A 24,241-nucleotide genomic window follows, 5' to 3' on the forward strand; every position below is an offset into this window, starting at 1 on the left:
ATCGGCTACAGCCACTTCCAATCTTATCGCATCTGAAGATCACGGCGGCGGTAACCCAGCCACCCCACGATAATCAAAACGATGGCTAAGACCACCATCCAGCTAAAGGTTGTCCAGTTGACGGTATGTTGCGGAATTCGCGGCATCCAGCCGGCAGGAGTGACGTTTTTAACCCAGTTAGGCAACTTGAGTAGGCTCCCCATGTAGACGGAAACGAAGCCCAATGCCAGATAGAGCCAGGTCAAGGTCTTGATCCGTGGCCAGCAACCGACGAGTAACACGGCAATGCCCAGGAAGACCCAGATTTCGGGAAGTTGTCCGGCAATTCCTTGCCAAAATTCGTGTGCACTGATGCCGTCCTTCACATGATCCAGGCTAGCATCACCCATGACGACGATGCCACCCAGACCGCCAATGTAGGCCAGGGTGCTGGTCAAAAAAGCGGGACCAATGTAGCTGAAGAAGAGTCGCGTGCGGCTTACTGGCCGTGCATAAACGGCTTCCAGCCACCCACGGGTTTCGTCCGTGTGGGTCTTTAGGATCAACTGAATACCGGGAATCGTGGCCACGGCGGCCATGACAACGGCCAGAAGTGACGTGAAGCTTAACAACACTTTGTGATTTGCCTCGTGGACCATTGCGGCTCCGAAGACTTGTTGCATTGTCGGATTGGTTTTTAAGATATTACCGATAGTATTGAAGACCGTGCCATAGGCAACGCCAAAGATGATGACTGCTAAGAGCCACGCAAGTATGATGTTGCGTTGGCGGCGCCACAGTAAGGAAAGCGGTCCTCGTAGAAAGGCTGAGGCCTGACGCTTACCGGGACGGGTGGTCAGTGCACCGGCTCCGAGGTCTCGGCGGTTATTGGCCATGACGGCTAGGCTAAAGAGCAGCAGCGCGGTGGCCAAACTCAACCAGACAGGTATCCAATTGGCATCGTTGTAGGGGGCTAGCTTTTCCACCCAGCCCAGTGGTGACCACCAGGTGAGTCTTGGATGTTGCACGTCGGTGACCATCCGGGCTAAATAACTGATTCCGAAAAGTGTGTAGGCGAGACCAGTAGCACTGGCCGCGTGATCGGCGATTTGGGCCATGAGGAGGCCTAAGAAACCGAATAGAAGTCCGGTGGAGGCCAAGCCAATCCCAATTAACCAGTTCCCTTCAATCGAAGCACCTGGCATGTTAGCGGCGGTTAGACCGACGCTGTAGAGGACACCCAGCAGACTGTTGATGATGACCAGTTCCCAGGCGGCAGCTGCCAATGGCGCAGCCGTGCCGACCGCATGAGACCGCACGAGTTCAGTGATTCCCAGATCTTCTTCACCGCGGGTGGCGTGAATGCTGAGCGCGAGGTTCATGACAACTTGAATCAATGCCATGAATAAGAGCATTTCATTGGCAAATATTTCGGCAGTGGTGACCTTCCCTTTAAAGGAGAAGGCCCCAAACATCGCGACGATCCCCGGGCTAGCAAGGGTTCCCTTGATGGCGTCAATCTCGGATTGGGTCCCGTAGATGTCCTCAAATTTCCAAGCCACACTGGCCATCAGAGCGGCCAGAATCACAATCCACATAAGAATTCGGAAGCGATCACGGCGAAAGGCTAACCGGATCAATTGACCGGTACGTCCGTAACGTGACATGACGATCACTCCTTTCCCGTGTAGTAGTGCATGAAGAGATCTTCCAGGGTTGGTGGCGTACTTTGTAGGGCCATGACCTGGTGCTGGGCCAGGGTAGCCATGATTGTGGCCAGTTGGGAATCCTCGACAGCAAATTGCCATTCGTGTGCCTGATGGCCGGGGGTGACGCCGTGAACCCCAGTCAGGGTATTGACGTCAAAGTCATCACCCAGTGTGACTGTCACCATCGTACGTGTCAGGTGACGCATCTCGGCGAGACTTCCGGTCTCAATAATTTGCCCCTCACGAATAATGCCGATGCGGTCACACATGCGTTCGACCTCCGAAAGGATATGACTCGAGAGTAAGACGGCCTTGCCGCGTTGTTTCAGATCTAAAACGGCATCCTGGAAGACCCGCTCGTTGAGAGGGTCAAGTCCGGAGGTGGGTTCGTCGAAGATATAGAAGGCGGCATCTTGAGAGAGCGCAGCAATCAACGCGACCTTCTGGCGATTTCCTTTGGAGTAAGTCCGGGCTTTCTTGGTGGTGTCGAGACCGAACTGCTTGATCAGCGCCTCAGTCTTGTCGGAATGAGCCGCGCCATTCATTTTGAGTAAGAGGTCAATGATTTCACCACCGGTCAGATTCGGCCAGAGGTAGACGTCGCCGGGGACATAGGCCAGACGTTGATGGATCGTAACGCTGTCGTGCCAGACGTCCTGACCGAAGATAGTGGCCGAACCGCCAGTCGCCCGGATTAGGCCCAGAAGTACCCGGATAGTTGTTGATTTACCAGCACCGTTAGGTCCAATGAACCCGAACACCTCACCGGCATTCACACTGAAGGTGATATCTTTTAACGCTTGAAAGCGGCCAAACTTTTTTTGTAATTGATGAATTTGTAAAATAGGCTGTGTCGCCATTTAAATCCCCTCCTCACGGTTATTAAATCGCTATCATCGTAAGCCTTGGTTTAGGGGAAGTCAATAGAAAAGTGAACTATTTTTCTTGAATAGTTCATCAAATTTAAATACACCAAGGTCGAATGTGCTAAAATAATAACAGCTAAGAAGAAACCGCTGACATTTAAAAAGCAGGCAAAGGGACGTGAACCAAATGGCAACGAACCAAGAGAGAAAGGACCAACAGCGGCGTAAAATTTTGGCCGCCGCAACCAAGCTATTTCTACGTGATGGCTATAAACCCACGCACGTTAAGGGCGTGGCGGATGAGGCCAGCGTGTCGCAGGTCACCCTGTACAAATACTTTGATAGCAAGTATGACCTGGCTCACCAAGTCGTCTTGGATCTTATCGTAGGTGGTTATGCCCAGTACCGCACGGTGGTTGATGATCCCAAGAAGTCGTTCCGTGAGGTCGTTCAGTTCATGATGAAGACTAAGGTTAAAGTTTCCGCAGGGATGAGTCAGGATTTTTATAATTTCACGGTTGCGGACATGCAGGGTAAATTTGGTAATGGTGAAGCCAAGGCGACGTATGTTGCCGGCAAGCAGTCCTTTTGGGATGCCGTCATTCAACGGGGCCGGGACGCAGGGATGATTAACCCTGAGATTTCCAATGCGGCCCTGACGATGTATCTGGATATGTATGTCGACTACTTTAGTTCGCCGGACCATGATATTCCAGAGTATCGGCAACTGATTGACCAACTAATGCACTTATTCTTCTATGGGTTCGTGGGGATTGCCTCGGATGCAGAAGAAAAAACTTCTAAGGAGCGCAAATATGACGAAAAATGATGTTTTAGCAGCAGTTCGAACCTTTTCACAGAGCAAAATGGGGGATGATGAAACCGGTCACGGCTTCGATCATATCCAACGGGTTGTTAGTCTCGCCGACAAGTTAGTGCGGGAATATCCCAAAGCTAACCGGGTTCTAACCGTCACCGCGGCTTATTTACATGACGTTATTGATGAGAAGCTGGTTGCGGATACTGCCGCGGCCAGCGCCGAAGTGCGTGACTTTCTGACTCAGCAGGGCTTCAGTGCTGCCGATAGTGACACGGTTTTTCTGATTATGGATAACATGTCTTATCACAAGACGATTGATGGGACCGCTAAGCCATTACCATTGGAAGGTCAAATCGTTCAGGATGCCGATCGGCTGGATGCGATTGGCGCAATTGGAATTTCTCGGGCTATTTATTTTGGCGGCCATTTCGGTGAAAAGATCTACGATCCGGCTGTTAAACCCCGAACAAGCATGACGCATGAGGAGTACCGGAATCTGGACAACGAAACCATTATTAACCACTTCTACGAAAAATTATTGAAACTGAAAGATCTGATGAACACCGATGCCGCTAAGCGGGTGGCTGAACACCGGCAACAGGTGATGCGCGACTTCCTGGCAGAATACAAGGCAGAATGGAATGCTCAGGCTTAAATAAAATGACAGGATGTCGGTCATTTTTTTCAGTTATTTTCTTCACAATATGGCAAAAGTAAAATCCCATTATAACGGCTTTCTTAGTTTGTTTTGTATATTATTTACAAAAATATCTTGAAATTTGTAACTTTTTTTCATATACTAGGAATCGTTAGGTTGATGCGAATTTTCGATTAAAGGAAGGAACTTAAACCATGAAGATTGGATTAGTTGGATTAGGAAAAATGGGTAGTAACTTAGCTCAAAACATGATGGACCACGGAAATGAAGTTGTTGCGTTCGATTTGAACCAGGACTTTGTCAATGAAGCTGCGGGATTTGGTGCTCAGGCCGCAACCTCACTCGAAGACTTGTTAAGCAAGTTAACCACGCCCAAGATTGTTTGGTTGATGTTGCCAGCCGGCAAGCCAACTGACTCGACCATTACCACGCTGACAGAAAAGCTGCGTGAGGGCGATTTCATTATCGATGGTGGGAATTCCTTCTGGAAAGACTCAGCTGCCGCTGCTAAGTTGGCGGAAGCTAAAGGCATCAACTTCTTTGATTGTGGGACTTCCGGTGGTCAGGCCGGCGCCCGTAAGAACGGGAACTTCATGATCGGTGGGACAAGCGCTGAAGCCTTTGAAACCCTGAAGCCACTCTTCGAAGGTATCTCTGACAAGAACGGTTACCTTTATACCGGTGCCGCTGGCTCCGGGCACTACCTAAAGATGGTCCACAATGGGATCGAATACGGGATGATGGAAGCCATCGGTGAAGGGTTCGATGTTCTGGCTCACAGCGACTTTGACTACGATAACGAAGCCGTTGCTAAGCTCTGGAACTCGGGTTCTGTCGTTCGTTCATGGCTGATGGAATTGATTCAAGAAGCCTTTGCGGATGATGAGAAATTAGACGATATTCAGGGTATTATGCACAGTTCTGGTGAAGGTAAGTGGACCTTGCAAGAAGCCCTTGACCAACAAGTCGCAACGCCAGTCATCGGGCTTTCGCTGATGATGCGTTACCGCTCAATGGAAACCGACACCATGACGGGGAAGGTTGTTGCCGCATTGCGGAATGGCTTCGGTGGTCACGCGGTCGACAAAGCTAAGAAGTAAACTTTTGAATTGAACCTATATCAGGGACTGGCCATATGCTGGTCCTTTTTTATTGTGTGATGCATTGGAGATAGTGGTAACAAGCTTTTAGAAATTTGAATTTAATCAGTAGTCGGAACTGGAAGTGGTGTGATTTAATGAGAAAATATCAAGTTACCCATGCATTTTTCGAAAAATGTGCGTATGATAGTAAGCAGTGACGCTAATTTGAAAGAGAGATGTTAAAATGACGCAAGTAAATTCTGACCCAGACAAGGTCTCGCGGAGTAACTTAATTGCCATCTTTGCGGTAGCGCTGATGGCCTTCCTGGGAATCCTAGTGGAAACGTCCATGAATGTGACATTTCCAACGTTAATGAAAACCATGCATGTGTCCCTTAGCACCGTGCAGTGGATTACCACGGGGTATCTGTTGACGGTAGCTTTGCTGATGATTACCTCAGCCTTCCTCAAACAACGCTTTACGAATCGACAACTTTTCGTGGCGGCCGCGACCGCTTTTATTTTGGGCGCTTCGATTTGTGCGCTCGCACCCAGTTTTGGAATTCTGTTGTTCGGCCGGGTCATTCAAGCGGGGTGTGCCGGGATTGCCATCCCACTGATGTTTAACGTGGTCATGGAAAGTGTGCCCCGTTCGCGCCTCGGATTCTACATGGGGATGGCCGGGTTAATCCTTATGATTGCGCCGGCGAGCGGTCCGACCTTTGGTGGAATCATGGTTGCCTTAGCCGATTGGCGGATGATTTTTTGGTCCACAATTCCGATAGAGGCCTTGGTCTTACTCCTGGGTTTCCGGGCGATTAAGCAGTTTGATCCGGTGTCAAAGGTTCGCTTCGACTGGGGACAATTTATTTTACTCGCCATCGCCTTTGTCAGCTTCACGATGGGGGTAAACAGTCTCAGTACTGCGGGTCTCCTGAGCTGGGAATTCCTGGGTGGTGTTGGTCTGGCTCTGGTGATGATTTGGGGCTATATTCAGCTGTCCAAGCACAGCGAGCACCAACTTCTTAAACTAGAAATTTTTAAAAACCCGGTCTTCACGTTTAGCTTTTTAGCCTACGTGAGCCTACAGTTCTGTAATATTGGGATTAACTTCGCGTTACCCAACTACGCTCAGATTGTCGTGGCAGCGGGTTCACTAGCTGGAGGAATGATGTTGCTTCCTGGAAGCCTGGTGACGGCTCTGCTCCAACCCTGGTTTGGTCACTTATTGGATGCACACGGGGCTCGGCTGCCGATCTTGTTGGGAAGTAGTCTGTTCACTTTAGCAGCCGTCTTCTTCACCGTGTTGGGGCAACACTTGAGCGTGCTAATCATTGCAATCCTTTATGTCTTGTTCAGTATTGGCCGGTCGATGGCCTTCAGTAACACCCTGACTAATGGGTTGAAGGAGGTCGCGTTGTCGCAGCGGGCTGATGCCAATGCCATTTACAATACCGGGCAACAGTTCGCCGGGTCGTTGGGAACGACGATTTTAGCAGCGCTGATGTCTTCGGTGAAGACACCAGGCTTGTCAACGTCACAACAAACGGCACAGGGGAGTCAGCTCGCCTTCGGTTTGATTCTAGTTCTAAGCCTTTTAAACTTTGGCTTGTATGCAATTGTATTCAAACATCAAAAAACAGATAAGTAACAAGAATGAGCATGGGACATCAGGCGGTTAGTTTGCGAGTATTAACGTGAGAACAGAGGGTATGCCTGGTCTTGGCGCAATTCCTGTTCTCGGGTTAAGCGCAACAAACTGCCTTGTGGCGGACGTTTCGACACTATAATGGCCAAAAAAATCAGCTTTTTCGGAAGGAAATCCTTCTGAAAAAGCTGATTTTTGAGTGATGCCCCAGACGCCCGTCTTCGAATCAATGGCGTCGATGACGGCAAAGTAAAGATAGGTCAGGCAGCCATACATTAAACCATAATTGATGCCAGTGGTGATGGCTTGAAGCCAATGTGGCTGAGCACGATCGAGTCTCTGTTGCTGTCGGTTGCCGATGCCCAACACATAGCTTGCCCCCAGCAGATAGATAACGATGCCGGTTAGGAAAAAGAGACTGATGAGGGCTAACCACGAGAGTGCAGTGGTCAGGTGACGCTGAGCGAAGAAACTGGTGACGATGGGGGCCAGTAACACAAAGATCAGGCTGCAGAAGAGGGCCCGATCTTCAAGCCGCTGGGCCGCCAGTCGCTTGGTATCATCGAATTCGCCATTGACCCCATAAAACCATTTGCTGAATTTATCGTGAAAAGAGTGATTGTTGGTCATGATGTTGCCTCCCCGGGTGATGATTTAGAAACTGATCGCAGCCTACTTCGAAGGGTTTCTACCAGTTTTGGCCTAAATGTAGTCACGGTAATAGAAGTTGTCAAGCATATCGCAAGTGCAGCGATAAAGGGCGTTTTAAGGCCATGAACAGGCGACTTCATCATAAATAATCGCTCGGTAAAGAGCTGACGGTTGCGTCATTTTAGCGAGCCAAGTGGTCTGGTTTGAGAAGGCGTTGGTTAGACAAAAAGGGCCCCACAACAAAAATGTTGCCAGGCCAAATCAAATGTCTTATTGGATGACTTTAACGCATTTAGGATTCTCGATCATAAGCCCCAGAGTGACTCGGTAACGAAGGATCCAGCGATGAGCTTAACATGTCAGAGTGGTTTCTTTTAGGTGAACGTTTGTATTTATAGAGCCCATGCGCCTAATTTTCCAAAAGAAAGTCATCGCCGGGTGTTGTCATCGGCCATGGGGACCAGCGACCTTACCGACGTAGAATCAAGCGCACCGTCAGATTAGTCAGCAGCGAGATCACCAGGGCATACCCTAGGATTAGGATCAGCCAGATGGCAAGTGCGGTGATGACCCGTAGGTAGCCTGTGGCAGCATTCGCCATGGTCAATAAGACGGTGATGGCTGTCACGGCCATGATGAAGCTGATGACACCAATCTTAGAATTAGCAAAGTCAGCGTTACTGAGATCGAAACCACCGATACTGATATTGAGGGACAAGGTGATCATCAGGATCCAGCGCCACCAGTTGGCACCGACAGGTTGACCGAAGCCCGACAAATCGAGATTAAAGGGGTTGGCCATGAGTGTTAAAAGGCCATGGCATACGCCCGGTAGCAGTAAAGCTGTGAGGCCAAAGAGTGCTAAGGCGCAACCAAAGATAGGGGCGATCCCGATAAAGAGATTGCCCATCGTTTGGTACCAGTTCCGCTGATTCCAGGTGTGGTTCACGTAGCCCAGTGTCATGTCGGAGGCGCCGGTAACGCCTGGTTGATCGGGATGAGGCCGCTTTAAGAGCCGAAAGGTCACAATACGATGCCCGAAGAAGATTGCCACCAACAGGTGACTCAATTCATGGAGAAAAATGCCAATGAATCCCAAATAAAGTTGGCTGATCATGCCGAACCCGCCAGCCAAATGCTGCTTGGTATTACGGTTCAAGTAAGTGAGCACCGTGATCAAGAAGAAGGGGATAGCGATGAGATCAAGCCCTGCAATTCCGAGATTCTTGAAAATGAGTGGAAGGTCAGTTACCATGCGCTATTCCAACAGGTCGGTGAAGGTGCCGTGCACCAACCCGGCTAGATCGGTGGCATCGAGTTCCACGGACCGTCCGATCTGTCCGGATGAGACCAGAATCTGTCCCTGTTCTTGAGCCGTACTGTCGAGGTAGATTGGGAATTGATTCTTTTCCCAAATACCGACAGGCGTATTGGCGCCGTGTTCGTAACCAGTGGTCTTCACCAAGTCCTTTAACGGCACCATATTAACTTTCTTATTACCGGAGGCCTTGGCAAGTTTCTTTTCGTCGAGGTGTTCGTCGATGGGGAGGACGCCGACGACGGGGCCAGTGACGTTACCACTGAGCACCAGTGTCTTGTAGATGTGGTGTTCGTCGATATCGGCGTGGTCAACGTCCATCTGGGCGACATCGCCCTGGATGTGGGTCGCAAATTCCACCTGTTTATAGGCAATTTTGTTTTTATCGAGGATCTGTTCGACGAGCGTCTTGTGGAGACGTTTGCCCTTTTTCTTTTTTGACATGTGGGTCACCTTTCATGGTTAAAATAGTTTAGGTTCCTTCTGGTTGCCGCCATTCGCATTTAGCCGTATGATGGCGGTGCCAAGTGAACCCGTTGTCATAAAATATACACTAGCGTAAATGGCGACAAGTTTCAATCAGAAACACTGGTGGGAACCGTTTTACGGTTAGCGATTGAAGCTTGAGGATAAGTGTTTTTATAAATTGGATCGCACTTTACCGTAAACTGGATCGGTTGTTTTTTACTAAAAAGCAGACATCACTTGAAAAACCTGTTATACTCGATACCTGTAGAAGTCTAGTTGAAGAGTTATGAGGAGATATCATGGCAGATTTAGTCTATCGACGCGTGATGCGGGACTTAAAACAACGAATCCATCAAAATGAATTCCCCAATAAGCGATTACCAGACGAACGGAGCCTGAGCGAATCTTATGGGGTCAGCCGTAGTTCGGTTAAACGGGCCCTCAGTGTGCTTGCTACCCAGGGCATCATCTTTAAGAAGCGTGGTGCCGGGACCTTCATTAACCCATTATATATGAAAAACCAATCAATTTTTCAGTATGAGGGCTCAAATCTAGGGATTACTGACAGTATGAAGGCGGCGGGGTCGACGCCTGGGATCCGTCTTCTGAAGTTTGACGTGATTCCCGCTAGTAAGGAAATCCAACAGGATCTGTTCTTAGCGGATGGTGACTTTGTTTATGAGATTAAGCGGCTACGGTTGTTTAACGACCAGCCGTTTATGATTGAAACTGGCTATATTCCCATTAAGATCGCGCCTAATTTGTCGCAAAAGACGGTGGCGGATTCCATTTTTAACTATTTGGAGGGTCAGGGAAAGGTCGTCACTAAGTCTTTCATGTCGATTCAAGCGCAGCCATCGACGGCAGAGGATCAAGAGTTATTGTGCCTGAAACCGGTGGAGCCTGTGGGCATCATGGAAGGAATCTTCTTTCTAGATGATGGGACGCCGTTTGAAGTGTCCAACATGCGGTTACATTACAAATATTTGAATTATAATACGTTCGTTTCCTTGGACGAAGAATAAGTTCTTTAAAGACGATTGCCAAACGGCGGTCGTCTTTTTTTGTCATGATTGGTCTAGCCAATATGACGAGTGCTGGCAGATGAATCTTGAAATTGGTCTAGTTTTTATTTGCTAAATAATAAGAAACTGTTTATAGAAAGGCCGACGATTGATTGTCGATATTTGGTGAAGTGGGGGCCTGCTAACCGCGTGGCTAGGGGGATGACGCCATTTCAAAATTGATACGATCCAATTTACATAAAAGTTGACTTTTCTATAAAAGAAGCTATGATGGAGTTGTAAAAAAGCCTCCGGGTAAACATTAACGAGGGTGGTTTTACAACGAGCTATCAACTAGATTATGCAGTTACGATTTCAAAGAAGGAGTGTTAATTACATGGCAGCAGATGCAAAATTCGACTCCAAGTCTTACTTGGAAGGCGTTGACAAGTACTTTCGGGCAGCAAACTACCTGTCCGTCGGTCAGTTATTCCTGCGTGACAATCCATTATTGAAGCGTGACTTAACATCTGACGACGTTAAGATCAAGCCTATTGGTCACTGGGGGACGATTGTTTCTCAAAACTTTATCTACGCTCATTTAAACCGAGCTATCTTAAAGTATGATTTGAACATGTTCTATATCGAAGGTTCAGGTCACGGTGGTCAAGTTATGGTTTCGAACTCATATCTTGATGGTAGCTACAGCGAAATCTACCCTAACATCTCTCAAGATGAAGAGGGTATGAAGCGCTTGTTCAAGCAATTCTCCTTCCCAGGTGGGGTTGCTTCTCATGCTGCACCTGAAACGCCAGGTTCTATCCACGAAGGTGGGGAACTTGGTTACAGCTTGTCACACGGAACTGGTGCTATCTTAGATAACCCAGACGTGATCGCCGCTGTAGAAATCGGTGATGGGGAATCTGAAACTGGTCCATTGGCCGCTTCATGGTTCTCTGACAAATTTATCAACCCAATCAAAGATGGTGCTGTTTTACCAATCATCAATATGAATGGGTTCAAGATTTCTAACCCAACTATCCTGTCACGGATGTCCGACGAAGACTTAACGAAGTACTTCGAAGGTATGGGTTGGGATCCTCACTTTGTTGAAATTGAAGCCGGTGACACTGACTTCATGCGGGTTCACAAGGACATGGCTAAGGTCATGGACGAATCCATCGAAAAGATCAAGGCCATTCAAAAGAATGCTCGTGAAAACAACGATGAATCCTTACCTAACTGGCCAATGATCATCTTCCGTTCCCCTAAGGGTTGGACTGGTCCAAAGGCTGACTTAGATGGGAACCCAATCGAAGGGTCATTCCGTGCTCACCAAGTGCCAATTCCTGTTGCCGCTGGCGACATGGAACACAAGGACATGTTGATTGACTGGATGAAGTCTTACAAGCCAGAAGAACTCTTCAACGAAGACGGTTCTGTTAAGCAAGAAGTCCGCGACATGGCCCCTAAGGGCGATCAACGGATGGCAATGAACCCTATCACTAATGGTGGGATCAAGCCAGAACCATTGAAGTTACCTGACTACAAGAAGTATGCTGTGGACACCACCGAACATGGGAAGACGATTGCGCAAGACATGTTGGTTTGGTCAGAATATCTGGCTGATACCATGAAGTTGAACCCAACGAACTTCCGGGCCTTTGGTCCTGACGAATCTAAGTCTAACCGGCTTTACGCGATGTTGGACTATGGTAAGCGTCAATGGATGGAAGGTATCCACGAACCAAACGATGAAAACATGGCTCACGAAGGTCGTGTCATTGACTCACAACTCTCCGAACACCAAGCTGAAGGTTGGTTGGAAGGTTATGTTCTGACTGGTCGTCATGGTTTCTTTGCCACCTATGAATCCTTCGGTCGTGTCGTTGACTCCATGTTAACGCAACACATGAAGTGGTTACGTAAGGCAACGGAACAAGACTGGCGTCATGATTACCCATCCTTGAACTTCGTTGACACGTCAACTGTCTTCCAGCAAGACCACAATGGGTACACCCACCAAGATCCAGGTATGCTGACTCACTTAGCTGAAAAGAAGCCTGAATTTATCCGTGAATACCTGCCAGCCGATGCTAACACCTTGTTAGCCGTTGGTGATGTGGCATTCCGGAGTCGTCAAAAGATCAACTTGATCGTGACGTCCAAGCACCCACGTCCACAATGGTTCTCCATTGATGAAGCCACTAACCTGGTTCACAATGGTTTGGGCTATATTGACTGGGCTTCGACTGACCAAGGTCAAGAACCTGACGTCGTCTTCGCCGCAGCTGGTACTGAACCAACTTGGGAAGCTTTAGCTGCAATTTCATTATTGCATGACGAATTCCCAGAAATGAAGATGCGCTTCATCAACGTCGTTGATCTGTTGAAGTTGCGTTCTCCTAAGATTGACCCTCGTGGGATTTCCGACGAAGAATTCGATCGTCTGTTCACGACCGATAAGCCAGTTATCTTTGCCTTCCACGGCTTTGAAGGCTTGATTAAGGATATCTTCTTCGACCGTCACAACCACAACTTACACGTTCATGGTTACCGTGAAAACGGGGATATCACCACGCCATTTGACATGCGCGTTTTGAACCATATGGACCGTTACCACTTAGCTAAGGAAGCCGTTGACGACATTCCTAGTTACGCGGTCAAGGGTGCTTACTTCGCACAGCGCATGGATGACATGGTTGCTAAGCACACAGCTTACATCCGTGAAGTCGGGACTGACTTGCCAGAAGTTAATGCTTGGCAATGGAAGCCTCTCAAGTAAATAATGATTAAAAAGGTCAACGCTAATTTCGATTGACGTGACCGGAGCCTGCATTCTTGGTTGAATGCGGGCTCTTTTTGTTTGGAAATGGGTATTAGGATTGGCCGCCTGGTTCTACATGGTTGTTCAAAGTTGGCTACCAAACAGAAAGACAACGTTAACCGGGTCACCAGTCATTTGAAGCTGAAAAATTGAAATTCATTTTTCCAGCCAACCAGTAAAGCACCTGCTATACTGAGAAAAAAGTGAGGCGAGTTTGATGCGCGTGGAGATTAAGCCTTTAACAGTGGTGGATGTGGCGGAATTTTGGAACCTGGCCTACAGTGATCCGCAGGCGGAATGGACGATGTGGAATGGCCCTTATTTTCAAGATGAGTTGCCGAGTCGTGCAGCGTTTATCGAGAAAATTGCCGCGGAAAAATTCATCGGGCACCCGGAACGCCAGGTGATCTGGGTGGATGGCCAGATGGCGGGAATGGTTTCTTACAACTTTGAAGACGGGGTCTTACAACGCTGGCTGGATGTCGGGATTGTGGTCTACTGCTCGAATGACTGGCATCGGGGGATTGGCCGACAAGCTCTGACCCAGTGGTTAGACTGGCTGTGGACACAGACGGATTTGCCGCACATTGGCCTGACAACCTGGTCAGGAAATGAGCGAATGTGTCAGCTAGCCACCCGACTGGGCCTCAAGGAAGAGGCCCGTGTTCGTCAGGTTCGTTATTGGCAGGGCCAATACTGGGATTCCGTGAAGTTTGGGTGTCTGCGTGAGGAATGGCTGACCCGGAATAAGGTATAATTGGTCAACTTTACCCGATGAAATTGACTTAATCGCAAGAATAGTTAGGATCACGACCCTTTTTAGTTGACCTAAAGCCGACTCTAGGTAGTAGACTAATCGTGTTAATAAAATTAGGAGCGTGATTTTGGATGACAAAAACATGGTTAATTACGGGTACTTCTACTGGTTTCGGGAAGTCTTTGTCGATTTACTTAGCCCAGCAGGCTGATGTGAACTTGGTTGCAACGGCGCGACACACGGACCAACTGAGCTACCTGGACCAATATGATCACGGCCAAATTTTGAAGCAGACCTTGGACGTTACCAAGGCCAATGAAATTACGGCCGCGGTCAAGGCAACCACGGAAAAGTTCGGCACTCTCGACGTCTTGATTAATAACGCCGGTCTCGGCTACTTTGGGACTTTTGAAGAAAGTGATCGCGATGCCGTTCGTTACATGTTTGACGTGAATGTCTGGGGCTTGGTCGACATGACTCGCGCCGTCTTACCAACGATGCGGGCCCAAAAGTCTGGGATCATCATCAACTTTTCTTCCATCGCCGGCTTGGCTTCCTTCCCAACACTGTCCTTCTACAATGGAACGAAGCATGCGGTTGAAGGGATTACGGATGCCATGGCTCAGGAAGTGGCGGACCAAGGCATTAAGCTTATGTTAATTGAACCTAGTGGCTTTCGGACGGACTGGGCGGGTCGTTCTTCTCAGAAGGCCATGCCAACGATCGACGCCTACAAGCAGTTCACGGCGAACATCGAAGGCAGTGCCAGTGATGCCCACCATGAGGCGGGTGATCCCGATAAGGCTGCGGCAATTATCTATGATCAAGTGACGAACCACGCTACTGACCTGCCACTGCACTTGCCATTAGGGAAGTTTGCTTCAGATATGGCGATTGCCAAGTACGAGAAATCTTTAGGTGAATTCAAGACAGAACGCGATCTTTCTATCTCTGCCGATCAACCAGAATAAGTTAAAATAAGATACTGGAAGCCGTGGCCCAATTGAGGACCACGGCTTCTTTTTACCCTATGATTGATTGTGCGGGTGTGGTATAACTAAAACATTGAAAGAAAACGATGGGGGACGAGGAGATGCGTTGGGGACGTGCAATTGTATTAACAGTTTTAGTAGGGGCTTTGTTAGTGGGACTCGGGTACCGAAGCGGTCAATTTCCACAGTTATCGGCAGCCGTTGATCATGCCCGATCAGAGATGCCCTTTCAACAGCAGAAACGTGTGACCTCGAAGGCTTCCTCACTCGATGTGCCGAAGACCGATACGCCGGTTGTGGACATTGTCCAGGGCATGGATTTGTCGAAAACCTATTATTACCAGTTCAGTGATAAGATGCCGGCCGGAGGTAAACAGGCCTTCGCCGATGCCATTAATATTTATAATCAAACGGGAACCGTTCACCTGGTCGCCAACTCAGGTTGGTCTGGGGCTGGACATAATCGGATTACCTTTTCTATCTATCATAAGAGGATGAAGAAGCATGCCGAAATGGTTGAGCTGGGTCACGGGGGTCCGAAGATCATCCAGACCAGTGATTTTCTCGGAACGAAGACGGTCAATCACGCAGAAGCCAGTTTAAACGGAGATTATGATGCGGCGTTCAACGATGATGTTGCGGTGCACGAACTGGGACACGCGTTGGGATTAGCCCACAGCAAGTCCAAGCATTCGGTGATGTATCCGTTGACGCATGGGCAAACGAAGTTGGCTACGAGTGACATAAAGAGTTTGAAACTCATCTATAATCAGCAATAAGAATGGCGTACCCGAATCAGTCGTGAGAAGCGATCGGTCCGGGTATTTTTGTCTGTTCTCAGATTGATAACCGTTAGAACGAAAGAAACAACCGTGATCCTATCGAGAATTGACTCGAGGGGTCGCAGTTGTTTTGGATTAGGCTTCCGCCATTAAGGTGACAAGTTCGGACTTGTGTTCAGAATGAATCAGGGTCTGGTATTTGTCGTCGTCTTCGAGAATATCAAGCAGGTCGCTGAGCGCTTTTAAATGCTGCTTTTCTCGCTTAGGCGCTAGACAAATGATGGTGGTAATAGTTTTGTCTGCCATTTGGACCGGATGTTGGAGTTCTAAGAGGGACATCCCCATCTTGTGAATCTTACTAGACGGTGCAGAGTGAGCTAATAGGACACCGCCCTTAACAATCATAAAGGGCCCATTTTTTTCTAGTTTTCGGATAATTTCAGTGACATAACTTTTATCAACATACCCACCGCTCAGTAGGGGAAGAAAGGATCGTTGAATAGCTTGTTTCCAAGTTAATACCTTGGAGGTGACGTGGATGTGATCGGGGGTCAGGAGTTCCTGAATAGACGGCCGACGATTGCTATCGGCAGAGTTTTGAGGATCCTTAGCGACGGTTGTGTCACCGTTAAAGTAAGCCATCAACTTATGCGAGAGTGATTGTGGATTGGTAATCATGACCTCATTGGAAATGATGTCCATGATGTCATTGGTCATCTTGGTGGCATCTAAGGTCCCTAGGAGCCCAACTTTGTGAAGGGCCTTGTCGATTTGATCGAAGTCGTTGTCTGTGGGAATACTTTGTACGGTGAGTCGCGGCGTCTCTTGGGGCGTTGTGATGTCGATGGTGGAAATAATCAATTTTGCATGAATTAGCGGTGCCATTCGATTGAATTCACGGACACTCATCGGATGGGAAAACTTGATGTGACCATACTTACGTCGCAACGTTTGCTGAAGAAAGTAAGAGGTCCCGACGCCGCTGGAACAGATTAGAAAGACATCGATGTTGGGATTGAATGTTTCCGAGTTACTGAGATAGTTGGTTTGTCCCCCAAAGTAAGTCGTTAACAGCGCCAATTCATCACTCGAAAGGGTCTTATGCATGAAGTCTTCAAAAGGTTTAACTGCATAACTGGTTAAGGTCATCAGCTCCTGGTAATCACGCTTGATATCTTCAAGGTTGGCTGCACGGTAAGGAATGCCAGCCATGACCCGTTGATAGGTGGTAATGAGATGTGCCTTCAATCCGTTGCGCAGGTTAGGCGTGCTGACCTCAGCACCGGAAATGCTACTGAATCGTGAGATGATTTGGTTGGCGAGAACATCGGCCGGAAAGTTCTCAGTGAATGCCCAGTGAGCAATGCTTTTGGTTTGGGCACTATAGATGATATCGCGGAAGAAGGTCACTTCATCGATAGCGATTGGAATCTTGTAATGGGTCATTAGACTTGTAATCCAATCATTGACCACTTTATCACCGGGCGTGAGGTGATCAGGAGAACTCGTCAGAGTCAGAGCTGGATTGAGTTGAACTCGTTTTAGACACCACGATAGAAAGGTCGCCAACAGTTCGAGCGCGTTGTCACTGAAGATAACGCGGCTTGCGCGCTGGAGTGTAATGAGTTCGCCAATCAAATAACGGTAGTGGGCACCGTGCATGTCATTAATCAGCAACGAATTATGGTGCATACTAACCTGGCTATAGACCCATAAACGTTTTTCCCTTTCATTACCGATTAAACGCTTACCACTTTTATCATTAATAATTGAAAACTGTTTTGGTAAATGTTCGCGGATACCCTGAATATCATTGATGACCGTGTTTTTTGAAACCCGAAAGTATTTTGCGAGTTTAGTCAGTGACACGTGGTCCTTATTCTGAATGAGAAACCAAATGATGAGGTCGCGTCGTGAGTACTTATTTGAGTAGGCAATGGGGTAGTCATCTGTCTCCAAGTTGTCATAATGGCGGAGGGCCTCCTTCGTTTCTGGCGGCAAGAAGTATTGACTTTGTGCGAGTTTAGCAATGCGATCGAGTTGCATTTCATCGAGCTGTTTATTAAAACTTGTAATCCAATAGAAGGCACTTCTTCTGGAGATCTTAAATTCCATTTCGATGTCTTTGATATTAATGTAATCGTGTTCAATAAAATACGTCGCAAGTAAATTGATTCTTTTTTTATGACTGATGACAATCACGAGCTATCCCTCCTAAATGTAAACGATACCAATAGCATACCATTTTGGGCAGACTGGTCCGTGCAAGCCTGCCCAATTCTTGCACTTTTCGAGTGAATCAAATTGGCTTTTTGCACAGCAATGTAAGCGCTATCATTGTTCTTGTAGAAAGGAACGAGGTGAACAGGGATGAACAATGTCGCTAATTTTGTTGACGTCGTTACGGCGTTCGATATTGATGCAGATTCTAAAGAAGAGGCTATCAAAGCCGTAATTACCAAACTAGACGCAGCTGGTAAATTATTGGATAGAGAAAAGTTTCAAGCCGATGTCTTTGCTCGGGAAGCGGAGTTACCGACCTATATTGGATTCGGGTTCGGGTTACCACATTCCCAGAGTGATTACGTTAAGGATGCGACAATCGGAATTGGAAAGCTTACCCACCCAGTAGAGTGGAATGACGGAAAGAAAGCCGATTTTATTTTTCTGATTGCCGTACCTTATGGCGGAAAAGAAAATACGCATCTTAAAATCTTAGCAAATCTTTCACGGTTACTGATGCATGATGACTTTCGAGATAAGCTTCGGAGCACATCTGAAACAGAGGTTCGAGAGTTGTTAATGGCTAGTCAAAACCCTCACAGGAGTGAATAACATGGCTGAAAATGCAAGCAAGAAAAAGCAGAGTTGGTGGGCACCAGCGCAGAAGCACTTGATGACCGCGACTGGGTACATGATTCCCTTCGTTGTTGCCGGTGGTATTATCTTCGCACTTGCCGTCATGCTGAGTGGGAAACCATCAGTTCCAACTACAGGGAATCTTGGAAAATTAGCGTCAATTGGTTCCGCCGGGTTGGCCTTGTTTATCCCAGCTTTAGGGGGGTACATCGCCTTCAGTATGGCTGACCGGCCTGGTTTAGCGCCCGGTTTCATTACCGCCTACTTAGCAACTCAAATTCATGCCGGATTTATCGGTGGGATTATCGGCGGTATCATGGCTGGATTCGCCGTTAAGTACTTAAAGAAAATCAAAGTTCCAAATAATTATCGGACATTAACCACTATCTTCCTTTATCCATTAGGAGGAACGTTAATCGCCAGTGGGATCATGGTTTACCTGATTGGGGCGCCAATCGCTAACTTCATGACGTTCCTGACCCACTTCTTGAATAGCTTGAGTGGCGCAGCCAAAGCACCACTTGGAGCGGTTCTAGGTGCCATGGTCGGGGTTGATATGGGTGGTCCAATTAACAAGGTTGCCTATACCTTCGCTCAAACGCAAGTGGATACCTTACCATTCCTGATGGGGGGTGTTGGTGCCGCTGGTGCCACCCCACCAATTGGTTTAGGGATTGCCACGTTAATCTTCAAGAAGAAGTTTAGTCCTGAAGACCGTGATGCCGGTATTGCCGCTTTATTGATGGGAACCATGGGAATTACCGAAGGTGCGATTCCATTCGCTACTGCGGATCCACTTCGGGTCATTCCAGCGAACACGATTGGTGCCGCTGTCGCTTGTTTATCAGGATTCATGTTTGGGTGTTTGAACCATGCGCCTTGGGGCGGACTTATCGTCTTACCGGTGGTGGATAACCGCTGGGGATACATTGCCGCCGTTGCCCTTGGTTCAGCGGTAGTCGCGTTAATTGTCGGATTCGCTAAGAAACCGTACGTTGCAGAAACGCCGGCGGAAGAAAAAGCAGAAGCTAACGATGATGACATTGATTTCGATATTCAACAATTCTAATTTACAGGAGATGGCAGTATGAAAATTGTTGGTGTGACATCTTGTCCGAGTGGGGTTGCCCACACGTATATGGCAGCCGAAGCCTTACAAAAGGCCGGCAAGGAAAAAGATATTGAAGTTCACATTGAAACCCAAGGAACCAGTGGGGTAGATGACGAGTTAACTAGCGGTCAAATTTCCGCAGCTGACTTCGTGGTTCTCTCCACCGATACCAGTATTCGGGGAACTGAACGTTTCAAGGGAAAGAAAGTGGTTCAGTTAACAACGACTCAGATCATTGAAAAAGCCGACGCATTGATGAACAAGCTAGCAAAGATGGCTTAGACAGAAAAGCATTTTTATTGGAGGCAAATATATTATGAGTGAAAAAGTTTCGATCAAGCAATCAATCAGTACTATGTTGAAGTTACAAGATCAAGGACGTTACGCAACATTGCTGGGTATCGGGCCAATGTCACCAAACTTATTGCGGGCTAGTTTCGAATTAGCTAAAGACGATGATTTTCCATTAATGTTCATCGCTAGCCGTAACCAAGTTGATAAGGATGACCTCGGTGGGGGCTACGTCAATGGCTGGGACCAGACCCGGTTCAGTGCCGACATCAAGAAGGTTGCCGATGCCGTTGGGTTCAATGGTCTTTACTACTTATGCCGTGACCATGGTGGTCCATGGCAGCGTGATAAGGAACGGAACAGCCACTTGAAGTTTGACGAAGCCATGAAGCTCGCCAAGGAATCTTACTTAGCTGATATCGAAGCCGGATTTGACTTACTGATGATTGACCCAACCAAAGACCCCTTCCAAATCGGGAAAGTAGTCAACTTGGACAACGTTATCGACTGGACTGTTGAGTTGATTGACTACTGTGAAACTGAACGTAAGAAGCGCAACTTGCCAGAAATTGGTTATGAAGTTGGGACTGAAGAAACCAACGGTGGGTTAACGACGACCGCTAAGTACGAAAACTTCATCCAACGATTGAAGAGTGAACTCGACAAGCGCAACTTACCAATGCCAACTTTGATTGTTGGTCAAACTGGGACGTTAACGCGTATCGGTGTTCAAGCCGGTGAATGGAACTTTGAAAACGCCGTGGAATTAGGGACAATGGCTAAGAAGTATGGTGTTGGGTTGAAGGAACACAACGCGGACTACCTAGACGACGTTACCTTACTCTTACACCAGCCAGCACACATTACGGCTTGCAACGTTGCCCCACAATATGGGACTGCTGAAACCCACGCCTTGATCCACTTAACGGAAGTTGAACAACAACTGGTAAAGCATGGTTTAGTTGAAAATCCATCAAACTTATACAATGTTCTTTTGGATAAGGCTATCCGCAATGGTCGTTGGACCAAGTGGATGGAGGGCGACGATGACAAGTTGACGGTCGACCAAGCTTTGAACCGTCCTGACTTATACCAAATCATCCTGGACGTTGCTGGTCACTACGTTTACAATGAACCCGAAGTTAAGGCAGAAGTTGCTAAGTTATATGCTAACTTATCCGAAAACAATATCAATGGTCAACGTTACGTGATCGACCGTATCAAGGATCCCTTACGTCAATACGTTGAAACCTTGAACTTAACTGGTTTAACGAGTGACATTCGTAAGAATGTAGCCCAAGCACAAAAAGCTTAATGTAAAGGAATGATGACTGATGAAACGAACAAATACAAGTAATCATGGTGTCGGCAAGTTCATTCGCGGGTTAATTGTTACCGTCTGTACGCTGTTTATCCTCTACCTAATCATTGGGTTCTTCGGTTTAACCGCGGCACAGAAGACCACCGGGTTCATGTTTAGTTGGATTGGGATGTTCTTCGTCAGTGTCTACATCATCGTTCGTTGCATCTACCCGAGAGCGAGATTGTCAAACCTCTTTCGAGGGAAGCTATAAGCATAACAAAGAAGCCTTCCTTAACGGGAAGACTTCTTGGCATTAATAAACGAATACGGTTTACGGCTAAAAACAGTATAGGTTATTTCTGCCATTAATGCAAGCGATTTCAATAACCGATTTTCGGCTTTCTTAAGCTACCAATGAAAACGGAGGAAGATCAATGATTAATGCAGAAGACATGTCGACTAAAAAATTTGACGAAACAGATGAACTAGCAGTTAACACGCTCAGAATGTTGAGTGTTGATATGATTCAAAAGGCCACGTCTGGCCACCCAGGTATTTGTCTGGATGCTGCACCCATGGCGTATGTCTTGTGGAATTACCAGATGACTGTCGATCCGAAGCATCCAGACTGGATTAACCGCGATCGATTTGTCCTGTCAGCAGGGCACGGGTCTGCACTTCTTTACAGTCTGTTACACCTTAGTGGGTACGATTTGCCGATGAGTGAATTGAAACAATTCCGTCAACTCGGGTCCAAGACGCCTGGTCACCCAGAATTTGGAAAAACCGCGGGCGTTGACGCGACGACCGGTCCTTTGGGTCAAGGAATTAGTATGGCCGTTGGGATGGCGATTGCTGAAAAGCATCTGGCGGCTGTTTACAACCGCAACTATCGACTGATTGACCACTATACTTATGCCATCGTTGGTGATGGGGACTTGATGGAAGGAATCAGTCAGGAAGCTATCAACATTGCTGGAAAAGAAAAACTAGGTAAGTTGGTGGTTCTTTATGACTCAAATGATGTGACGCTTGATGGGCCACTGAACAATGAGTCCGTTGAAAATGCGGGACAACGTTTCCAAGCGGCTGGTTGGGGCTATCTCTCCGTCTCTAATGGGGAAGACCTAGCTGCCATCAATGAGGCTATCGACCAAGCAAAGAAGACCGACAAACCGACGTTGATTGAAGTTAAGACTGTGATTGGCTATGGGTCGCCACAAGCTGGGACTAACAAAGTTCATGGGGCTGCATTGGGTGACGAGAACATTGCCGCTACCCGGAAGGCTTTACACTATACGGATGCCCCATTTGAAATTGAAGATGCGGTTTACGAACAATTCCAGAAGAATCTTCAGAGTCGTGGGATTCAGGCCTACAATGACTGGGAAGCAGACTATCGTGACTTCAGTGATAAGGATACCTTAGCGAAGGCCTTCTCCACTGATCCGCGTGAAAAACTCAACTTGGATCAGGTCACGTCATCCTATAAGGTAGGCGATGAGATCGCGACACGAGTTGCTAATTCAGATATCTTACAACAGATCAGTGATCACAACCTTAATTTCTGGGGTGGGGCTGCCGACTTGTCTTCAAGTAACAAAACACAATTAGCAGATAGTGGACGTTTCTCACCACTGAATCCGCAGAATAAGAATATCTGGTTCGGGGTTCGTGAATTTGGGATGGCTGCCGCACTGAACGGTATTGCCTTACATGGTGGTAGTCGGGTCTTTGGGAGTACCTTCTTTACCTTCTCCGACTATATGAAGTCTGCTGTACGTTCCTCGGCTTTACAGAATCTACCAGTGACTTATGTCTTTACCCATGATTCTATTGCCGTTGGGGAAGATGGGCCAACCCATGAACCGGTTGAACAATTAGCTGCCTTACGGTCGATGCCGAATGTTAATGTTATTCGGCCAGCTGATGCAAATGAAGTGCTGAGTGCTTGGAAGTTCATTGCGGAAGAAACTCAGGCACCAAGTGTCCTGGTTCTTTCACGGCAAAAATTACCCGTTTTGAAGGAGACAGTGGCTGCCGATGTTTCCAAAGGCGCTTACGTCCTCTCACCAGCCAAGACTGGTAATCCAGATGCTATTTTGATGGCTACTGGGTCCGAGGTCCCGTTAGCTTTAGCAGCTAAGAAAACATTGACTAAACGTTCCTACGACATTTCAGTGGTTTCAATGCCAAGTATGGAACTCTTCGATAAGCAGTCTAAGGACTATCGTGAGTCTGTCTTACCAAGTGACATCAAGCGGCGAATTTCTATTGAAGCTGAAAGTACATTTGGTTGGGGCAAGTATGTTGGTTTAGATGGGACTAGCGTTGGGATCGACACGTTCGGTGCCAGTGGTAACGGTCCAGCAGTTCAGGAACATTTTGGGTTTACGGTAGACAATATTGTTAAGCACTTTGAAAGGTTATGGAATAAGTAAGTTAGTCTCAGCTGGTTTCTAAATCTCTTGGAGGTTTTGAACTAGAAAGGACGGTAAAAATGGACTTAATGAGTACGATTAATCCAAATAATATTTCACTACAGCTTGAATGTTCCAATCGAGAGGCAGTTCTTCAGGAGATGACCCATTGGTTGTTTCAATCACATGCCATTACGAATGAAGAGGGGTTTCTAGAGGACGTTGACTATCGTGAAATGTCAGGAATGACCGGAATTGGTAATGAAGTGGCTGTTCCTCATGGGAGTAATTGTGTCGTCTATTCTACCGTTGCCATTGCCACTCTCCAAACGCCAATCGCTTGGAAGAGTATTGACGATGCGCCAGTTCGATTAGTTCTGTTGTTCGCAGAACCTGACGAACCGACCCCAGATCGCGTTCATCAAGCGTTACTAACTAAGATGATTCAGAAACTCAGCAATGATGAGGTCTTGTATACCGTGAAGCAGGCGACGACAGCGGATGAAATTGTAAACGCCTTGAAATAGCTCAGGAACGAGTTGACCCAGACTTATCTTTTGCTACTGTAAAGACGGTTGATGTGGTGTAAGAGCTTAGTAGCTTGCATACTGTTCTGAGAGATTCCGAAAAATAGGTGTGCGACGACAATTTTTTCAGACACGATCAGTGATGAAAAGTGGGGTACGCAACACTTAA

General features: G+C 47.5%; 22 protein-coding genes. 16 read left to right on the top strand and 6 right to left on the bottom strand.

Going from position 1 to position 24,241, the window contains the following annotated elements:
• Positions 1–23 precede the first annotated feature (23 nt).
• The gene (locus tag EKM71_RS02295) at positions 24–1,646 is read right to left on the bottom strand and encodes an ABC transporter permease (protein ID WP_125573063.1); all 1,623 of its coding nucleotides are present in this window, start codon (positions 1,644–1,646) and stop codon (positions 24–26) included.
• Between the two features lie 5 nt (positions 1,647–1,651).
• Positions 1,652–2,548, bottom strand: a complete 897-nt coding sequence (locus tag EKM71_RS02300) for an ABC transporter ATP-binding protein (protein ID WP_125573064.1) — start codon at positions 2,546–2,548, stop codon at positions 1,652–1,654.
• A 193-nt stretch (positions 2,549–2,741) separates the two neighbouring features.
• Between EKM71_RS02300 and EKM71_RS02305 the strand changes: the two genes are divergently transcribed.
• The 4 genes from EKM71_RS02305 (at position 2,742) to EKM71_RS02320 (ending at position 6,765) form a co-directional block, all read left to right on the top strand.
• Positions 2,742–3,383: a TetR/AcrR family transcriptional regulator gene (locus EKM71_RS02305; RefSeq protein WP_125573065.1), complete on the top strand. Its 642-nt coding sequence runs from the start codon at positions 2,742–2,744 to the stop codon at positions 3,381–3,383.
• Entirely contained in the window at positions 3,370–4,029 is a 660-nt protein-coding gene (locus EKM71_RS02310) for an HD domain-containing protein (protein ID WP_125573066.1), read from the top strand. Before EKM71_RS02305 ends, EKM71_RS02310 begins: the two co-directional genes overlap by 14 nt.
• 197 nt (positions 4,030–4,226) lie before the next feature.
• The gene (gene gnd / locus EKM71_RS02315; RefSeq protein ID WP_125573067.1) at positions 4,227–5,132 is read left to right on the top strand and encodes a phosphogluconate dehydrogenase (NAD(+)-dependent, decarboxylating); all 906 of its coding nucleotides are present in this window, start codon (positions 4,227–4,229) and stop codon (positions 5,130–5,132) included.
• 226 nt (positions 5,133–5,358) lie between these two features.
• The gene (locus tag EKM71_RS02320) at positions 5,359–6,765 is read left to right on the top strand and encodes an MFS transporter (RefSeq protein WP_125573068.1); all 1,407 of its coding nucleotides are present in this window, start codon (positions 5,359–5,361) and stop codon (positions 6,763–6,765) included.
• 27 nt (positions 6,766–6,792) lie between these two features.
• Here the strand turns inward: EKM71_RS02320 and EKM71_RS02325 are convergent, their stop codons facing one another.
• The 3 genes from EKM71_RS02325 to ybaK form a co-directional block, all read right to left on the bottom strand.
• Positions 6,793–7,392 (bottom strand): DUF3278 domain-containing protein, encoded by a 600-nt coding sequence (locus tag EKM71_RS02325; protein WP_125573069.1) that lies wholly within the window; start codon positions 7,390–7,392, stop codon positions 6,793–6,795.
• 490 nt (positions 7,393–7,882) lie between these two features.
• Entirely contained in the window at positions 7,883–8,668 is a 786-nt protein-coding gene (locus EKM71_RS02330; RefSeq protein ID WP_125573070.1) for a hypothetical protein, read from the bottom strand.
• A 3-nt stretch (positions 8,669–8,671) separates the two neighbouring features.
• The gene (gene ybaK / locus EKM71_RS02335; protein ID WP_125573071.1) at positions 8,672–9,175 is read right to left on the bottom strand and encodes a Cys-tRNA(Pro) deacylase; all 504 of its coding nucleotides are present in this window, start codon (positions 9,173–9,175) and stop codon (positions 8,672–8,674) included.
• Between the two features lie 323 nt (positions 9,176–9,498).
• On the opposite strand from ybaK, the gene EKM71_RS02340 reads away from it, so the two are divergent.
• The 5 genes from EKM71_RS02340 to EKM71_RS02360 all read left to right on the top strand — a co-directional run bounded on the left by EKM71_RS02340 (position 9,499) and on the right by EKM71_RS02360 (position 15,558).
• Complete coding sequence (locus tag EKM71_RS02340; protein ID WP_125573072.1) at positions 9,499–10,224, top strand: GntR family transcriptional regulator; 726 nt, start codon at positions 9,499–9,501, stop codon at positions 10,222–10,224.
• 376 nt (positions 10,225–10,600) lie between these two features.
• Positions 10,601–12,988 carry a phosphoketolase family protein gene (locus EKM71_RS02345; protein WP_125573073.1) on the top strand — a complete coding sequence of 796 codons (2,388 nt, stop codon included), beginning with the start codon at positions 10,601–10,603 and terminating at the stop codon, positions 12,986–12,988.
• A gap of 259 nt (positions 12,989–13,247) precedes the next feature.
• Complete coding sequence (locus EKM71_RS02350) at positions 13,248–13,787, top strand: GNAT family N-acetyltransferase (RefSeq protein WP_125573074.1); 540 nt, start codon at positions 13,248–13,250, stop codon at positions 13,785–13,787.
• Between the two features lie 131 nt (positions 13,788–13,918).
• Entirely contained in the window at positions 13,919–14,758 is an 840-nt protein-coding gene (locus EKM71_RS02355; protein ID WP_125573075.1) for an SDR family NAD(P)-dependent oxidoreductase, read from the top strand.
• 122 nt (positions 14,759–14,880) lie between these two features.
• Positions 14,881–15,558 carry a matrixin family metalloprotease gene (locus EKM71_RS02360; protein WP_125573076.1) on the top strand — a complete coding sequence of 226 codons (678 nt, stop codon included), beginning with the start codon at positions 14,881–14,883 and terminating at the stop codon, positions 15,556–15,558.
• A 138-nt stretch (positions 15,559–15,696) separates the two neighbouring features.
• Here EKM71_RS02360 and EKM71_RS02365 read toward each other — a convergent pair whose 3' ends face one another.
• Positions 15,697–17,763 (bottom strand): PTS sugar transporter subunit IIA, encoded by a 2,067-nt coding sequence (locus EKM71_RS02365; RefSeq protein WP_125573077.1) that lies wholly within the window; start codon positions 17,761–17,763, stop codon positions 15,697–15,699.
• A 168-nt stretch (positions 17,764–17,931) separates the two neighbouring features.
• Between EKM71_RS02365 and EKM71_RS02370 the strand changes: the two genes are divergently transcribed.
• From EKM71_RS02370 to EKM71_RS02400, 7 genes are all read left to right on the top strand, one after another.
• Positions 17,932–18,396, top strand: a complete 465-nt coding sequence (locus EKM71_RS02370) for a PTS sugar transporter subunit IIA (RefSeq protein WP_125573078.1) — start codon at positions 17,932–17,934, stop codon at positions 18,394–18,396.
• Between the two features lies 1 nt (position 18,397).
• A complete protein-coding gene (locus EKM71_RS02375; RefSeq protein ID WP_125573079.1) occupies positions 18,398–19,489 on the top strand; it encodes a PTS fructose transporter subunit EIIC in 1,092 nt (363 codons plus the stop codon).
• 18 nt (positions 19,490–19,507) lie between these two features.
• Positions 19,508–19,813, top strand: coding sequence for a PTS fructose transporter subunit IIB (locus tag EKM71_RS02380; protein WP_125573080.1), 306 nt, complete (start codon positions 19,508–19,510; stop codon positions 19,811–19,813).
• Positions 19,814–19,847: 34 nt separating this feature from the next.
• Entirely contained in the window at positions 19,848–21,137 is a 1,290-nt protein-coding gene (locus EKM71_RS02385; protein ID WP_125573081.1) for a class II D-tagatose-bisphosphate aldolase non-catalytic subunit, read from the top strand.
• A 19-nt stretch (positions 21,138–21,156) separates the two neighbouring features.
• The gene (locus tag EKM71_RS02390; RefSeq protein WP_125573082.1) at positions 21,157–21,396 is read left to right on the top strand and encodes a hypothetical protein; all 240 of its coding nucleotides are present in this window, start codon (positions 21,157–21,159) and stop codon (positions 21,394–21,396) included.
• 163 nt (positions 21,397–21,559) lie between these two features.
• Entirely contained in the window at positions 21,560–23,566 is a 2,007-nt protein-coding gene (gene tkt / locus EKM71_RS02395; protein ID WP_125573083.1) for a transketolase, read from the top strand.
• Between the two features lie 59 nt (positions 23,567–23,625).
• On the top strand, positions 23,626–24,072 hold the full coding sequence (locus EKM71_RS02400; protein ID WP_125573084.1) for a PTS sugar transporter subunit IIA: 447 nt from the start codon (positions 23,626–23,628) through the stop codon (positions 24,070–24,072).
• The last annotated feature ends 169 nt before the right edge of the window (positions 24,073–24,241 follow it).

This window comes from Levilactobacillus huananensis, assembly GCF_003946145.1.
GTDB lineage: Bacteria > Bacillota > Bacilli > Lactobacillales > Lactobacillaceae > Levilactobacillus > Levilactobacillus huananensis.